Source organism: Mesorhizobium sp. NBSH29, from assembly GCF_015500055.1.
Lineage (GTDB): Bacteria > Pseudomonadota > Alphaproteobacteria > Rhizobiales > Rhizobiaceae > Neomesorhizobium.
This window is the reverse complement of the sequence record NZ_CP045492.1, coordinates 1,260,213-1,276,234: the sequence shown is the minus strand read 5'-3', so window position 1 is coordinate 1,276,234 and position 16,022 is coordinate 1,260,213. Positions and strand designations below refer to the sequence as shown.

The window sequence follows — 16,022 nt, the reverse complement described above, 5'->3', positions numbered from 1 at the left end:
ATTTGGTGAAACTATGCTAGATTGTCCGAGTTGGGGCAAGGATTCACTCATGCAAAAGACGCAAAAGAAGCGATTTTCAGTTTCGCTTGACATGGAAGACTACACCGCGCTGAAACATGTCGCGGATGCGCAGAAGCCGCCATTGTCCCTTCAATATGTTGTATCTTATGCTTTGAATGAGTTCATCGCTACGCACAAAAACAAACAAGTGGAGTTTGATTTTGAGCGTAGAAAAAGATGACACATGCTTTGAAATTCATTGATTTGTTTGCTGGCTTGGGCGGCTTTCACCAAGCTTTAGCGCAGTTGGGCCATGAATGCGTTTTTGCTTCGGAACTTGATGATGATCTGGCGGAACTCTATCGAAAGAATTTCGGTATCAAGCCTCATGGAGACATCCGCCAAGTCGATCTCAAATCCATACCGGAACACGATATACTATGTGCTGGGTTTCCTTGTCAGCCTTTCTCAAAAGCAGGTAATCAAAAGGGGTTTGATTGCCCGCAGTGGGGAGACCTTTTTGATTACATCATCAATATCCTTCGCCTTCGCAAGCCACAGTTTGTGATGATCGAAAATGTGCCTAATCTCATTAAGCACAACGGTGGGAAGACTTGGGCTAAGATCCTGCACCGCCTACGGCTTGCCGGTTACAAAGTTTCAGATGGCAAGTTATCCCCACATAATGTTGGAGTACCACAGGTCCGTGAGCGCGCCTTTATTGTTGGTTCGCGCGACGCGCTTGTAGGGTTTTCCTGGCCTAAACGATCAAAAAACGTCGAGACTTCTATCCGTACCATTCTCGACAAGCAGCCAAATGATGCTCGCTCCCTTTCTGGCCGATTCATTCAATATATGGACGCGTGGCAAGTATTTCTTGATAAGTTCCCGAAGGATGATGAGCTGCCTTCTTTCCCAATATGGGCAATGGAGTTTGGCGCGACCTATCCCTACGAAACCTCTTTCCCTCTGAAGCGCAGCGCCAGCGAATTGCAGTCTGATCGCGGATGTTTTGGGGTGCCGTTTGAGGGCATGAGCAAAGCTGAAATACGAGGAAATCTGCCCTCATATGCAGCCAAACCGCAGAATGCATTTCCGAAGTGGAAAATCGACTTTATTCGCAAAAATCGTGAATTCTACGCTGCTCACAAAGAATGGATCGATGACTGGCTTCCATCTATTCGAGATTTTGCACCTAGTTTCCAGAAATTTGAATGGAACCATAAGGGCGGTGAAAGGGCAATCTGGAATTATCTGGTTCAGTTTCGTGCGTCAGGAATTCGGATCAAGCAGCCAACAACGTCGCCGTCATTAGTGGCCATGACCACTAGTCAGGTTCCTGTGATTGGATGGGAGCGACGTTACATGACGATCCGAGAATGCAGCAAATTGCAAAGCATGGGCGAACTTGAGCACTTGCCAGCCGCGCAGACCGCGGCGTTCAAAGCCCTTGGCAATGCAGTCAATGTGAAGGTCGTCAAAACGATTGCCGAGCGCTTGCTTGCAACCTATCCGACTCGCGCCAGTGAGAAAGATCCTTCCAAGGCACAGATCGATCTTTCTAAAGCTGCATAAGAGCCGATTGGGGGCATAGAATTTGAGCAACGATACTGTCGATATTCAGCCCGGCGTAAGCATGCTGGCGGTGCTCAAGCACCTCAATTACCAGTCCTGGTACGCGCTCGCCGAGTTTGTGGATAATTCGGTTCAGAGCTATCAGCAAAATAACGATGTCCTTTCAGATCAAACCGAGAAACTGATCGTAGAAATTGATGTCGACGTTGCCGATCCTCCACGTATCTCGATCAGAGACAACGCTGCGGGCATCTTGCTGAAGGACTTTCCGCGCGCGTTCCGCCCAGCAACATTGCCGCCTGATCGGACTGGCCTTGCTGAATTTGGTATGGGGATGAAAAGCGCGGCGTGTTGGTTCGCGCCGAAGTGGACAGTGAGAACATCCGCTCTTGGCGATCCGGTCGTTAGAACAATCAAATTCGACATTGTAAACATTGTTGCGGACGATATCCGCGAACTCGACATCATCGAGGAACCCTCTGATGCCGACAGCCATTTTACGGAAGTTATCCTCGAAGACGTATTCCATGTTCCCGCAGGTCGGACGGTCGCAAAGATCAAAGATCATCTGACTGACATCTATCGCGTATTCGTGCGTGACGGCTTATTGGAATTGCGGCTTAAGGGTGAATCCTTGATCTTCCAACCACCCGTTGTTCTGCACCAGCCCTACTTCAAAACGCCTGATAGTCCGCCGCAGATCTGGCAGAAAGACATTGTTTTCGATCTCGGCCCGGATCTCAAAGTGAGAGGTTTCGCAGCAATTCGTGAGACAGCCAGTACGAGGAAAGCCGGGTTCGGGCTCTTCCGACGAGGACGTGTTATTCAAGGCTCAGGTGATGACGGCTATCGACCGCCTTTGATCTTTGGTCAATCGAATAGCTATCGATATCAGAGACTTTTTGGCGAGTTGCATTTGGATGGGTTCGAGGTGTCTCACACCAAGGACGGATTTCGTTGGGACGAGAATGAACAGCCCTTTTTGGAGTTACTTCGAGAACATCTCGACGATGATGAATTGCCGCTTCTAAAGCAGGCTGAAGGCTATCGCGTACGCAAGGCTGCAGTTGAGTTGCGTGATGATGCGCTCAAGGCCGTTACCGGTGCAGCTGAGGCATTGGGCGAAGGCCTGCCAGGTGCGCTGGCTGGGCTCGTTGATGCTGAGCCTGCTGACACGCCGCAACAGGAGCCGCCAGCGCAAGAAAAGCTTGCGAGCAAGACGATCAGTTTGCCGTTTAGAGGCCAGACTTGGGAAATCGAAATCGAACTGACCAATGATCCATCCGAGAGTCAGTGGCTTGTTTTGAGCGATACGGATCAGTCTACCGGAGAAACTCGACGGATCGATATTCGCGTATCAATGGCTCACCCCTTTATGGTGCGATTTGCCCAGAATGATAGTGAGGACACTGACGGAATCCTGCGATTAGCTGCTGGGATTGCTGTGTCAGAAGTTTTGGCGCGTAGCGCAGGTGTTCGAAAAGCAGGCACTGTGCGGCGCAATCTCAATGATTTGCTGATGACGGCGCTCTCCGGGCCATGAAGGATGAATAGGACTTATGACTGATACGCCTAATGTGACGATCACCACGCAAGACACGTCAGGTGACGGCAGTTGGATGCCGCATGTCGGTCAGGAAACGATGGATTTTCTCATACGCTCCGCACCTGAAGAGAGCCGCGAATCTTTGGAAGCCGTTGCCATTTCTATTCTGTCAAAGGGTGTGTCACCAGAGGAACTACGAGGAACACAGACCGGACTTGTCATTGGCTATGTCCAAAGCGGCAAGACTATGTCGTTTGAAACAGTAACGGCGCTGGCACGTGATAATCAGTTCCAAATCGTCATCGTTATCGCGGGTGTCACAACAAACCTGCTTAATCAGTCAACAGAGCGTTTGGCCAATGATCTGGGTCTCAGGGATCCGTCGCGACCGCGGCGATGGGTTCAGTTGGAGAACCCAAACAATAATGATGAGTCCGTCCAGTTCATGAGCAGCGCGCTCGACGACTGGCGTGATCCAGACACACCAGACGATTTGCGGCGGACTGTACTGGTCACAGTGCTGAAACAGCACCAACGGCTCGGGCACCTTACGTCTTTGCTCAGTCGCCTTGATTTGGCTGGTGTTTCGGTTTTGATTATCGACGATGAGGCCGATCAGGCCAGTCTCAACAACGAGACGTCACAGGATTCTGAAAGCACGACCTATGCCCGATTGATGGAGCTACGGTCCGTTATACCTCAGCACACTTACCTTCAATATACAGCGACCCCGCAAGCACCTTTGCTGATAAATATCATCGACAGTCTGTCGCCGAACTTTGTGGAAGTGTTGGAGCCTGGTCCGGCTTATGTCGGTGGACGGGATTTTTTCAAAGAGAACCCACATCTCATAACGAATATCCCGCCAGAGCAGGTGCCGACGCGAAACAACCCTCTCGTCGAGCCACCGGAAACGCTACTGGACGCCTTGCGCATATTCGTCGTTGGGATCGCAGCTGCTATCGAACTCGGCGAAAGTCGTGGCAACCGTTCAATGTTGGTGCATCCTTCCCATCTGACTGCTCAACACAACGACTTTTACAACTGGATTAGAGATAGTCTGGAAGACTGGAAGAGTTGTTTGAATCAGCCTGAGCACGATCCAGACCGACAGGAACTCTCGGAAGCTTTGCGGATTGCCCATTCCGAATTGCAATTGACGGTTGGCGACGGCCTGCCGTCCTTCGACAGGCTAGCCCGGCGGTTTCGTATTGCGATCAACCGTATTCAGATCATGGAGGTGAATGCCACGTCTGGGAAAACCCCGAAAGTCGATTGGCCGAACTCGTTCGGCTGGATCTTGGTGGGAGGGGCAGCCATGGATCGTGGATTTACCATTGAGGGCTTGACGGTGACATACATGCCGCGTGGTATTGGTGTCGGCAATGCCGATACAGTGCAACAGCGGGCGCGCTTCTTTGGCTATAAGCGGGGATATCTCGGTTACTGCCGCGTCTACCTTGAGGACGGGACGAAAGAGGCGTTCGAAGATTATGTGGATCACGAAGAGGACATTCGAAATCAGTTGCTGGCAATTCAGCAGGCCGGCCAACCTTTGGATAACTGGAAGCGAGCGTTCGTGATGTCGAATGCGTTAAAGCCATGTCGTGAAAGCGTCTTGGATTTTGACTACATGCATGTACCTCTGGCGGCGCGCTGGATTGCGCCGCGTTTCGTGCTGACGACACCTGAACTAACTTCAGCGAACCGGGGTTACGTTCAAAGATTTATTCAATCTCAAACATTTGTGCCGAATGAAGGACATGCTGACCGAACTGAAATACAACGTCACACATTGGCCGATACGGTGTCACTTCAGTTTATAATGGAAAACTTGCTCGTTCCTTTTCGAGTAACAGGCGCGACTGACTCTCAGCGTAACACGGCTTTGTTGCTACAACTCAGCAAAGTACTTGAAGAAAATCCGAACGAAACTTGCGCCGTGTATCAAATGAGTTCGGGTCATAAGAGACTTCGTGGCGTTGGTCACGAAGGGGAGATTAAGAACCTTTACCAAGGTGAAGCGCCAGTTCGGCCTTTGGCCCAGCGAGGCACAATATATCCCGGTGACCAAGCAATCAAAAATGATGACCGTGTCACTGTGCAGATACACTATCTTGATCTTAGAGATGATGAAGGAAGTGTCATATCACCAGACACCTACGTAATTGCTGTCTACCTACCGCGAAGTCTCGCGGAGACCTATGTCGTGCAGCAGGGTCAGAAATAGTGACAGGTCGCTTTGGAAAAGCATATGCTGACTTAACTGCGAAAGGCGGCAGACCTTCTGAAGCTTCCTATCTAGTCGTCTCGCTCGGTGACGAGCTTGATAGCTGGTTTGTTGGAATGGACGATCAACAACACCCATCCATTCTGGTACAATCCGAATCTCCGTCAAGCCGTCACCCACCGCCAATTAGACTCGAGAATTTGGATGTTCAATTTCACGTACCGTGCAAAATCGAGCCTGCGGGTGGTCTAATCGCCAATGCTAAATGCAGTGTAATGCGCTTGAACTCGACCGATCCTGCGACGCGTGATGTCTTCTTCTCGGTTTGTGATTCTATTGCCGATATGCTCGGCAATAGCCCCCAAGACAATGAACTCTCTAAGGCAATGCGACGACTTGCGGCAATATTTCGAAGGATGCTTGCTGCGCCTACGCGAACATTGTCGGGCTTATTTGGAGAACTTTGCTTAATCTACCAGGCACGGTTGCCGCATGAGTTGATAAGAGACTGGCGCGAAAGCGACGAGGCTCGCTATGACTTCTCTTCAAATGATTTGAAGGTTGAAGTGAAAAGCACATCGACACGTAGGCGGGTCCATGAATTTGCCTTTGAACAGTGTACTCCACCAGCAGGGGCCTTGGGGCTTGTGGCGTCAATCTTTGTTGAGCGGGCAGGTCGTGGCACTTCAATCAGGGAAATCCAGTCTTTGATCGAATCTCGTCTGACAGGACGACCTGATGCGATTCTGAAATTGCGGGAAGTCGTCGCAAAGACATTGGGTACTGCACAATGCCAAGCTGACGATGTATTGTTCGATTTGACGCTGGCAACTGGCTCAATAGCATTCTTCGACTTGAGAGAGATTCCAGCCCTTCGGGATGACCTGCCGCTTAATGTTTCCCGAGTACGTTTCGCGTCAGACCTATCCGCCATAACTGAAACCAATGTTGAAGTCATATCCAACTCACAGCCAAACCTGACCGCATATACGAAAAACCCATAGTTTGGATGCTTAGTTTATTCTATCCTGTCGGTCTCGATTCAATGAGCATCTGCTCGATCGCGCTCTGCCGGGATTGACGATCCAACGTGTAGGTGTTGCGCCTGAACTCAACGCCTTCCAGAAGGGCCTTCACGTACCCTGCGACTGTATCTGCGGCCATAATCAGTGTGGAGTCGAGCGTATGGACATATTTGCTGGTCACCGAGCCTTTGGCATGCCCGATCAACGCAGCGATCGTAATTTCCGTGAAGCCAAGATCGTTCGCCATGCTGGCGAAGCTGTGCCGTAATACGTGAGGCGTCACATCCCAGAGGGGCGTATCCTTGAAGAGTTTCTTCCAGCTTTGAGGAAAATTACCAACTGCATTGTCGATGTCCTGGCCGGGAAAAACATAGGTTCCCGTTCGGTGCGGTCGTTCTTTCTCCAGATACTCCACGACCGGCAATCCGACAGGACGAACTGTGGCGCCTTCCTTGCTGTCGGCCAAACGCAAGCAGCTCCCTTCGAGATCGACAGCGCTCCACTTGAGGTTGACGATTTCACCGCGCCGACAGCCTGTCAGCGCGATAAGCCTGAGTATGTCGGTGTGTATCCGGAGTTGGTTGCTTTTGCGTCCCTGCCGAAGAATGTCGCCCAGCGTCCGATATTCGGATTCGTTGAGCCGCCGGTCCCGAACCTTGTATTTCGGTTTGCGAAGTCCGTGCGTCGGGTTGTGTTCGATGATACCTGCCTCAACGGCATAGGAGAAGACGCCGCCGAGAAGCCCCATCGTTCGGATCGCTGTTCCGGGGCCGCCGCGGACGATGGCCTTGCCGCGGAGCTTTTCGGTTTTCACCGTGACCCGCGTTTTGCCAGCGATGATGTCTTTCATCAGATTATTCATGTCAGGCTTGGTGATGTCTCGCACGCGCCGGGTCCCGAGAAGGGGAACGATGTGCCGCCTGAGACGGCCGACATCGGTTGCAATGGTTGTTTCTTTTTTTGGGCGACCGCCTTTGCCGAGAATGAGCCCGGCTTCCATGTCGGCGATGTATTGCTCGCAAAGTTGCTTGATTGTGAGCGCTTTGCGCTCTTCTTCACGTTCTTCCGCAGGATCACCGCCATGCGCTGCCCGCCCGAGCAGGGCCTTCGCCTCGCGGCGCGCGGTTTCCGGGGTCCACAGGCCATGAAGGCCGATAGTATAACGGCGGGATCGTCCTCTCGACCGGTACTGGACGATGTAACTGCGCTTGCCAGAGGGATAGACACGCAAGCCGAAGCCTGGGAATTCATCATCCCAGACGACATGGCCCTTGCTCTGCGGCGCGACCGCTTCCACAAACCGTTTGGTGAGTTTCGCCATGCTCCTGTTCCCTGCCGAGCCCGGATTTCACGTAAGCACCACGCAAGCACGCGGACGGAAACCAAGGCGTATTCTCGGATAGAGGTTTCGGAGAGACGATCAGAAAAGTCTAGTGATTACAGGCTGATATCGTGCTCTGGCGTACCCTATCGTGCACTTCGGATAGGTCCTTAAACCAGCTCCGAAGGCAGAGGTCACAGGTTCGAATCCTGTCGGGTGCGCCACATACCGCCGATTGCCCTCCACAATACGCTATAGCCGCCGAACATACGCCTTTGCATAGAATGAGGGACAGCCGGTGCGCGAAAAGGTGTAGAAACGACGGCGTTCGGCAGGGAAAAGTTCGAATCGCTTCCGGTTGATTTGTCGATTTTTCTCTGCACAGAAGTCGCGTAGGTACCTTTGAACGGCAATCTTTCGCCCTCCTTTAGGCACCGACGCCGGATCACCGTCTTCCTAAAGCCTGCCGCTCATTCAGATCTGCATCGTCAACGACCACTAGATCTACACATACTTAAAGCCAATCGGTGACCACCTTAGCGGCGCCGGTCCGGGCCAACCGCAAGTTACCACCGGCCCTTACCGAACGCTGATTAGCCGATGAACTTGGCCCACAGGCGCTTGAACCACGCGACGATCGCCTCCAAACCTTTCGGCTGGGCACCGCGCTTGATTAGGCGGTCATAGGCGCGGCCGGCTTCGATCTGCTGGCGAGACATCTTGCCGGCCCAGTGGATGCGGCCACGCTTAATGATGTAGTGTGAGCCACAAGGGAAATCGTGGTTGCCGATTGACGGCCAGATCGAGGCGCCCTCGTCCTCCATGATGAAGTCATATTCGGTTTGAACAAGTGGTGTTGATACCTCCTCGCCGCACCCACAAGCGCAATTATGCAGCGCAACGTGGCATTCGGGCGACACGTAAAGGACGCCGTTTTCCAGCTGTTCCGGAATGTCTTTGACAAAAACCGTTGTAAGACGATCCACCCGAGCCATCATGCCCCCCGGTTCGTAATATTGTTACCCTCAATCATGTATGTCGCGTTCCTTTCGTTGCGCTCATCACGATAAAAGGTAAGCCAACGCTTCCAGCGCATGATTGCCATGATCGCATTCAACGAGTTGAGCTCGGCGATCTGGATCTCGGTTCCGTACACATCGGCCTCTTCATCATCGTCTCCGAACGACAGGTGAGCCGCCACTTCGTCCCAAGACGTGCCGGAGGCGATGAAAGTCGCACGCGCGCAGCCATCGAGCGCGTTCTCGTCCAGCCCGAGACCAATACCGGTGTCGACGAATGGAATGCTGAGACGAACCAGCCCTTCCGCAATCACGCGCCGCGACGAGCCCTTGTCAACACAGACAAATACGAAGTCATAACCTGCAAATTCGTCGATGTTGTCAGCCGTTACCCTAACGGGATGCGGCTTCACCCCCTTGTGCATGCGCGCGTAGAGCGCGGCATAATAGTCTACCTTGTGGGGGAAATTCTTGGCCAGCGCCAGTTCGGGAGCTCCAGGCGAGCGAAAAAGATTGTGATTGAGAAGTTGGTCGTCGTCGTAAATGTGTATCTCAGCAACGCGGGTCTTGGCTGCGAGATCGAGCAAATAGGCGCCGGTGCCGCCGAGGCCAATGATCGCTATGCGACCCTTGAGCTTGCGATTGGCGATGGCGATCCCGTAGCGGGCTGACGCAGAATCGGGGATCGCGAAGGGACTATCGTCTTCTGCACTGGCTAGCATGACGCCTGTACGCGCGTTCGCGGTCTTGTCGTGCGACCGAGCCGCGGCGCCGAGGTGAGATTCGTAGGTGACCACCTTGTTGTAAATGTTGGCGTACCGGCCAGTACCTTCCGGCTTCGACGAAAAATAATGGCGAACCTTGATGTCCAATCCGACAGTAGCTTCCTTGCTGTTGTTGATGATATTGGTCATCGGCGTGCCATCGCGATGGCAAGGCGTCTCTCCGGTGAACCACATCGTGTGGTCGGTCTGTGGAGACGATGTCAGGCCTTCGGTGTCCAGCGAGAGCGTGCAGACGAGCGTGCCTCGGCCGAGCGACATGTCACGTTTCACATAGGGCACGCTGTGGACGAGAAGAACGAGCTCGCGCACCTCGAGCTCAAACCCCTCGTCCTGCAGCCGGTTCAGATGCGGATCACGACTTATCAGCTCGGCGGACATTGAAGACCATCCCATTCTTGACTTCGATCTTCTCGCCTTCCACCAGATCGCCTTCCGCGCCATGGACGCCCTTCAGGTACGTGATAGTGTATTTGAAATTATCGAAGTCGGCGTCGGGGTAGGCGAGGAGGGCAATCTCGCGATAGCTGTGCTTTTTCTTGGGCACCGTGCGCGGCCTACCGTTGACCTTAATTATCACCGTCTTCGCCTCGCGGCCGCGGATCCTCTCGACACCCTTTTCGCTCAATGTCACCTCCCCGTCGGCGGGAATGACTGCATCGCCAGCGCTGTCCAGGATTAGCTCGAGGTCCTCATCAATACTGGCGCAGCGGTAGATGTCGGCCGCGGAGATCGTCGCTGCACCCCACTCGAAGCCGCGTTCGTTGACAGTGAGTGAGAAGGTCCTGTCCCCCTTGAAAGAGAGAAACTCGGGCTCGTCCACCTCTCGCAGGTCGATCGTTTCATCAAGCCCGATCGAACGCGACGCCCGGTCGACTATTTGAATGAGAACGTAGTCACTCATGGGATTGAGGCCAGCGTTGCCGCGAATGTCGCGCCCAGAGAGAATTGCGTCATCGGTGGCGACCAAGCGGCCGTCAAGCTTGTACGTGAAGTTCGAGGTATCAGGCATCGAAGCCTCCTTGGTGGTTAGCGTGCAACCGTCATATATGTAATTTTTAGCTATTATCTAGCTATTAGATGGCTATTTTTTGAAGTCTTTTTGATTGACAGATATGGAATTTATGGCTACATGGACGATGCCGGTCATAAGGAGGCGTGTCTATGAAGCGTACGATGACGCTCAATTTGTCGGAGACAGAAATGAGCGCGCTCGAAGCCATGTGCGACGAAAAAGGTCTCTCCAAAACTGCCCTCGTCCGGCAGGCATTACGGCTTTACAAGTCCGTGGATGACCGCTTGGCGCGAGGCGAAAAGGTATTCATGGAGAGCGCGGATAAGTCAGAAAAAGTAGAGTTGATGGTTCTATGAAGGAACTGATCGATCGCGTTTTTCTCTTTAACCGCTCAACGCGCCAGTACGACGATGCTGACCTGTTTCGGGGTCTAGACAGCACAAATCTCGCGCATATTGAGGGACGCTGGCGCCCGATGTTTGAGATGCGTCGAAGAGAGGCGAAAGCGTCCCGCCAGTCCCTAGCGGAGGTCAACGCCGAAGACGCTCATTGGGAATGGGGCAAGAAGGCCTTGGCTGCCCTGAACGACCCGCTCTTGTTTGACTTCTTCGTGCTTGAATGCGGCGGAAGCACACAGGCGATCATGATGACGCGCAAGGGTGGCCCGGATTGCTTCAGCCGTCATCCGGAACATCAACGTGCACCATTGGTCTATGTGGAGTTCTTGGCAACCGCTCCATGGAATCGACCGAAGTTGGTAGCTGAACCAACCTATAAAGGTTCAGGCCGTGTGCTCATCGGCACGGCGGTAAGTTTGAGCATGGAAGAGGAATTCAGCGGCCGTGTCGGCCTGCATTCTCTTCCTGGCGCAGAAGTTTTCTATCGGGATGCGATCCGGATGACGGATCTCGGCACGGATAGCGAAGGAGTGCATAAAGGGCTGAGATACTTCGAGCTTTCCAGCAGCGATGCTGCAACCTTCCTTTCCGTGCAACACTAACAAGAGGAGTCGACCATGAAATTGCATTTCACCGCCGATTGGCTACGCAGCCATATCGAAAATGATCCAGATGTCGATTGCGACGCGGGACTACCGCTACGCGATGCTGCTCCACTTGAGCGTCTTGTGCAGGCGAAGTCTCGTCACCAATCTATTCCGGGGCAGCCAAGTGGCGCTGCTCCGGAGCAGAAATCTGTTGTGCTTTTTAAGTTGGTGCATCAGCTTCGACGCAAGGGTGGATTAAGTATCGCGCAATTGGCTGCCAAGATTCGTGTTGATGCGGCGGAATTGGAGAAGGTGGAGAAGGAGCCCTGCTATGTCCCCAATCCACGTACCGTACATCAGCTAGCCGAGTTCATTGGGGTTTCGGCACGTGTCTTAGAACGGCTGACTGCGGCATCGGCTGCGCAAAACGACAATCTTACCGAGGCGGCACATCGTTTTGCTGCGAGTTCGGACGACCTATCGAAGCTAAGTCAGGCTGAAAGGCGCGAGTTCAACGATTTCGTTAAAGTGCTTGTGTCGATCGATAAGAAGAAGGGATGACGCATGTCCGCTATCGAGCCGACAATTGGGGACTTCGAACGCCAGGATATCCACGAGCACATCGCGCGCTTGTTGAGGGATCTTGGCAATCCAGAGCCCCCTCTGCGGCTGGAGCAAGTGCGCGCGCTCCAGAAGCTCGATCTCACTTACTATAGCAAAGCAAATCTCAACCTCTTGGATGAGATTGCGCACAGAGCGCGAATGGCTGGAAACGAGATCACAACTACCGCAAAGCGAATGGTCGATGTCGTCAAGAAATACGGCCTTCGTGGCATGCTTATGTCGAAGGAAGGCGACAAGCGGATATTCATCGATGACGATGTTGCGGAGTTGAAACGGCGCTTTCTCATCGCGCATGAGATTACGCACGACCTTCTGCCGTGGCACCGTTCACTGCTGCTGGGAGACAACGAGTCAACGTTGAATCCGACATTTCACCAGACGATGGAAGCGGAGGCCAACTATGGCGGGCGCCATCTCCTCTTTCTTGGCGGAAAGTTTCAAAGGGAAGCATTGGACTGCTCCTCCGAATGGAAGAGCATTGAGCAGTTGCGCAAGCGCTACGGAAACACTCTGACGACAACTCTTTGGCAAATGGTTTGCGAGCGTAATCCTGATTTTCCGGCCTTCGGCGTGGTCAGTCGGCACCCGTATCACAGCGACATCTGTAAGAAGGCCGGAAACGATGACGTCGCCTATTTCCCGAGGTCCAAAGCCTTTGTAGAGCGCTTCTCGGGCATCACTGCGGGCATCGCCTATTCGGCAATCTGCGACCACGCGACGACGCGAAAAAGAGGACCGGTGGGAGAAGGAGAAAGCATTTTTTACGACGTAAACGGCGAGCCGCACGTTTTCTGGCTATACAGCTTCTCAAACACCTATGATTTGCTGACGTACTGCATCTACAAGAAGAAGCACCAACGCATTTTCCTTGTCGGCGTTAGGGCAGCTTGATCATCAACAACGGTTATTCCGTGGTAGCTTGCCCGTATAAAAAACACGAAAGATGACTGACCGCTCCCGGCCCCCTAGCCGCCGGTTAGGTGCAGGACCGTGACGACGATCCTCCAAGGTGGGTCCCAGATGTCCATGCCATCACGGCCAGCCCAATCCGCCGATACCGGCAAGAATGATCGCCCGGTTGCCGCGGGCGAGGCCGCCATTCGAGAGTATAGAGCCGCCTCTTTCGCAAAAAGGAGGGTCTTAGAGGGCTATGGAGTAGACATATTTCGCATCATCGCCTGAGACGGCGCGCCAATAAAATCACGGGTTTAGTCGTTCTTTCCAATGGTCATCCATCGGCGGAGGAAGCGCATAGGAAGCGGGCGGCGGGAAATTCCTGCCATTCCGCGCCTACTTCGGCTACGGGAATAGCGCCCTCATCCCGGTCGGTCTCTATTTTCTGAGTGCATCTCTCATCGCTCCCAGGCAACGCTACGCTGGACGTGATCCAGCGCGCGCTTGAAGAGGCGGCGTCATCATCGTGGAAGAGAATGGCGAAGGGCCGGCCGTCCGGCTCCGGAAACAGGCCAACCAAGCGAGCGGTGGCCAATTGAAGCCCGCGAACCAGTTAACTTTCATCGAGTTAACGCCTGCTCCGTTCCTCCAGATAGCTCACCACTCGCACGAGCGGCCAAAGGAAAGCGAGATAAATAATAGCCGCTCCGATGAGCGGCGTTGGATTGGCCATCAACGCCTGGGCATCGGTCGCCTGTTTCAACAGATCCGGCATGGCAACGACCGAAGCAAGTGCGGTATCTTTGTAAACTGCAACGCAATTGCTGGTGAGTGGTGCTGTGATGGCGCGGAGTGCTTGTGGGAGGATAACCTTTCGCATCCCCAGCCAAAACGGCAAACCCAGTGCGGCTGCAGTTTCGAACTGCCCCTTGGGAATGCTCTCTATCCCCGCTCGGCATATCTCGGCGGTAAACGCTGCCAACACCATCGACAAGGCGAGAGTGGCGGAGGTGAATGACGAAAACCGCAGACCCACGAATGGCAGCGCATAATATATCAGAATGAGTATCACCAGGATCGGCAGAGCTCGAAAAATATCGATGTAGAAGATCGCCACAAGTCTCAGTGGGCGGACCCCGTAAAGGCGTGCAAAACAAAGAAGCAAGCCCGCAATGCTGCCAAAAAAGATGCTGGCGCAGCCAAGAAGCAACGTGTTCCAAAGCCCTCGGAGCAAAATAGGGAATGACCGGACCAGTATGTCCCAATTGAAGAATGTGTCGATCAGTTCCATTGTTGCACCCATTCATCTGATCGCACGTAGCTAGGCAGGTCACCTCGCTGCGCCGACAACATATCTACACTCACCTGCTCGAGCATCCCGCCGGCGCGCTTTTGCAAGGCCTGAATGACAATCAGCCCAACGTGCTAATCGTTTTCAGCGCGCCATCCAGCATGTCGCCTTTTTCATCCTTTAATGCCGCTTCGCGCAGACGCCGCAGCCAATCGGCAGCATCGTCACGTCCTTTGAGCAGTGTGAGGCCGGAAAGAACCCGATCAAACTTTGATTGCCCGCGCAGGTGGGTATCGCTGTACCCTTTGATCAGGCGACGGCAATTGATTATTTCGATAGCCAGATCATAGTCTGCCGCCGCATGATCGAGAGCGAGCCGGTACCATCGCTCCAGATGCTCCACCTCGATCTGGTGACGCAGAAGATGGCGTCGCCAACGGCGCAGGCCGCCTACAATCCAGAGCACAGCAAAGCCCAGAAAACTGTCCGTTCTAATGCGACGCCCGCGGTTGATGCGGCGATCCAGCCAGTGTGAGAGGTTAGGTCGGCTTTCGATATAGCGGCCTAGTCTAACCGGCAAAGCGCCACAGAACTCCTCAATACGGGGATGAAAATATTCGGTGACCTGCACCACCGTCCCGCCCGAGACCCCCACCTCTCTGCGCACCCGAGCATCCCGCGTCGAGCGAGTTTTGAGGTCGGAAACGCGGATCATGTCATCGTAGCACATGGCGTTTGCAAGGTGCTTGGCAGCGGCAATCGAAAGGGCGTGGCCGCGCGCTGGGGCGTCAATGTCTACTGCCTGATCGAGCCGAGCAAGATACTCTTTGCCATAAGCCAGATCCTGGTAGTCCACGACTTTTCGAAGCCCCCGGCTAGCCATGTCTTGCAAGGGGTCGGGATACGCTTTGATCCGCATGGCGAGCGACTGCCATTCTCGCATAAGACGATCCGGGCCTTTAACGCTATCTGCCGGGGAAGGTTCGGCATTGGGTTTGTGCCCGGCAATTGCATCATGGTCGGCTAGGCTGGAACGAAACGCCTCTTCCGCCCATTCTTGAACGTGATTATGCGCACGATCATAAGCACCAGCAAATGCCACGAGGCTGGCTCTGACGCCACGGCCCGAAGCCTCGATCGTTTGTTCGTACGCGACGCGGTCGAAAGGCAGCGCTCCTGAACCTGCCAGAGCGCCCAAAAGGCTAGCCGAAATCATCGAGCCAGCCTCGACGGCAATCTTTTCCATGTCGAATGCAATAAAGCGCTTTGCGGCTTCTCGTGCGGCTGCTTGCACCTTTTGCGACGAGGCGCGCCCATCTCCGGGTTCAATCTTTTCAGACACCGCAGCAATACGATGCGAGGACGCAATAAGCGTTGTGCGACCCGGAGTGACGAAGCCTCGCATGACGGCGCGCCCGGCTTCCATCAATTCCGCGGCGATCAAAATGTCGACATCGCCTTGCGCCGGCGACAACGCAAAAACGGGACGGCGGCCCGTGTTGGGACACATCTCAACGTAATAGATGGTGGCGCCGGTGCGCTGTGCAACGCCCGCTACCGACGTTGATTGCGCTAGATAGCCGCTGCGCTCGGCAACGTCCGTGATCCAGTCGGTCAGAACGCCGCCACCCTGTCCGCCGACTGCAAGCACCGCGAGCTTGATGATGCTATGTTCCTGGGGGGGCATATTTTTCAAAAAGGGTGCTTCGCTCATC

The 16,022-nt window shown here is 53.9% G+C and carries 15 protein-coding genes; 9 read left to right on the top strand and 6 right to left on the bottom strand.

The genetic code is table 11. From position 1 onward, the window contains the following. Positions 1 to 49: 49 nt before the first annotated feature. Genes GA830_RS06260 through GA830_RS06240 form a run of 5 tightly spaced genes read left to right on the top strand, consistent with a single transcriptional unit; the run spans position 50 to position 6,355 of the window. Entirely contained in the window at positions 50 to 241 is a 192-nt protein-coding gene (locus GA830_RS06260; protein WP_195164210.1) for a hypothetical protein, read from the top strand. Positions 242 to 249: 8 nt separating this feature from the next. Beyond that, positions 250 to 1,575, top strand: coding sequence for a DNA (cytosine-5-)-methyltransferase (dcm, locus tag GA830_RS06255; RefSeq protein ID WP_210330848.1), 1,326 nt, complete (start codon positions 250 to 252; stop codon positions 1,573 to 1,575). Between the two features lie 22 nt (positions 1,576 to 1,597). Next, complete coding sequence (locus GA830_RS06250; RefSeq protein WP_195164208.1) at positions 1,598 to 3,118, top strand: ATP-binding protein; 1,521 nt, start codon at positions 1,598 to 1,600, stop codon at positions 3,116 to 3,118. A 16-nt stretch (positions 3,119 to 3,134) separates the two neighbouring features. Continuing rightward, positions 3,135 to 5,351: a Z1 domain-containing protein gene (locus GA830_RS06245; protein WP_195164207.1), complete on the top strand. Its 2,217-nt coding sequence runs from the start codon at positions 3,135 to 3,137 to the stop codon at positions 5,349 to 5,351. Then, positions 5,351 to 6,355, top strand: coding sequence for a PD-(D/E)XK motif protein (locus GA830_RS06240; protein ID WP_195164206.1), 1,005 nt, complete (start codon positions 5,351 to 5,353; stop codon positions 6,353 to 6,355). The genes GA830_RS06245 and GA830_RS06240 overlap by 1 nt, the downstream gene beginning before the upstream one ends. Positions 6,356 to 6,374: 19 nt before the next feature. On the opposite strand, the gene GA830_RS06235 is transcribed toward GA830_RS06240, so the two are convergent. From GA830_RS06235 to GA830_RS06220, 4 genes are all read right to left on the bottom strand, one after another. Further along, complete coding sequence (locus GA830_RS06235; RefSeq protein WP_195164205.1) at positions 6,375 to 7,697, bottom strand: tyrosine-type recombinase/integrase; 1,323 nt, start codon at positions 7,695 to 7,697, stop codon at positions 6,375 to 6,377. A gap of 593 nt (positions 7,698 to 8,290) precedes the next feature. Next, positions 8,291 to 8,695 carry a DUF6527 family protein gene (locus GA830_RS19880; RefSeq protein ID WP_219732942.1) on the bottom strand — a complete coding sequence of 135 codons (405 nt, stop codon included), beginning with the start codon at positions 8,693 to 8,695 and terminating at the stop codon, positions 8,291 to 8,293. Continuing rightward, the gene (locus GA830_RS06225) at positions 8,692 to 9,879 is read right to left on the bottom strand and encodes a ThiF family adenylyltransferase (RefSeq protein ID WP_195164204.1); all 1,188 of its coding nucleotides are present in this window, start codon (positions 9,877 to 9,879) and stop codon (positions 8,692 to 8,694) included. Before GA830_RS06225 ends, GA830_RS19880 begins: the two co-directional genes overlap by 4 nt. Further along, a complete protein-coding gene (locus GA830_RS06220; protein ID WP_195164203.1) occupies positions 9,854 to 10,510 on the bottom strand; it encodes a multiubiquitin domain-containing protein in 657 nt (218 codons plus the stop codon). The genes GA830_RS06225 and GA830_RS06220 overlap by 26 nt, the downstream gene beginning before the upstream one ends. A gap of 152 nt (positions 10,511 to 10,662) precedes the next feature. Between GA830_RS06220 and GA830_RS06215 the strand changes: the two genes are divergently transcribed. From GA830_RS06215 to GA830_RS06200, 4 genes are read left to right on the top strand one after another with little or no spacing between them, the layout of a single operon-like run. Then, positions 10,663 to 10,869 carry a ribbon-helix-helix protein, CopG family gene (locus tag GA830_RS06215; RefSeq protein WP_195164202.1) on the top strand — a complete coding sequence of 69 codons (207 nt, stop codon included), beginning with the start codon at positions 10,663 to 10,665 and terminating at the stop codon, positions 10,867 to 10,869. After that, a complete protein-coding gene (locus GA830_RS06210; protein WP_195164201.1) occupies positions 10,866 to 11,513 on the top strand; it encodes a hypothetical protein in 648 nt (215 codons plus the stop codon). Before GA830_RS06215 ends, GA830_RS06210 begins: the two co-directional genes overlap by 4 nt. Positions 11,514 to 11,528: 15 nt before the next feature. Further along, positions 11,529 to 12,059 carry a helix-turn-helix domain-containing protein gene (locus GA830_RS06205; protein ID WP_195164200.1) on the top strand — a complete coding sequence of 177 codons (531 nt, stop codon included), beginning with the start codon at positions 11,529 to 11,531 and terminating at the stop codon, positions 12,057 to 12,059. Positions 12,060 to 12,062: 3 nt separating this feature from the next. Continuing rightward, positions 12,063 to 13,013 (top strand): ImmA/IrrE family metallo-endopeptidase, encoded by a 951-nt coding sequence (locus GA830_RS06200; protein WP_195164199.1) that lies wholly within the window; start codon positions 12,063 to 12,065, stop codon positions 13,011 to 13,013. Between the two features lie 631 nt (positions 13,014 to 13,644). On the opposite strand, the gene GA830_RS06195 is transcribed toward GA830_RS06200, so the two are convergent. Continuing rightward, the gene (locus GA830_RS06195) at positions 13,645 to 14,307 is read right to left on the bottom strand and encodes an amino acid ABC transporter permease (protein WP_195164198.1); all 663 of its coding nucleotides are present in this window, start codon (positions 14,305 to 14,307) and stop codon (positions 13,645 to 13,647) included. A 121-nt stretch (positions 14,308 to 14,428) separates the two neighbouring features. Beyond that, positions 14,429 to 16,021, bottom strand: coding sequence for an indolepyruvate oxidoreductase subunit beta family protein (locus GA830_RS06190; RefSeq protein ID WP_195164197.1), 1,593 nt, complete (start codon positions 16,019 to 16,021; stop codon positions 14,429 to 14,431). Position 16,022 lies beyond the last annotated feature (1 nt).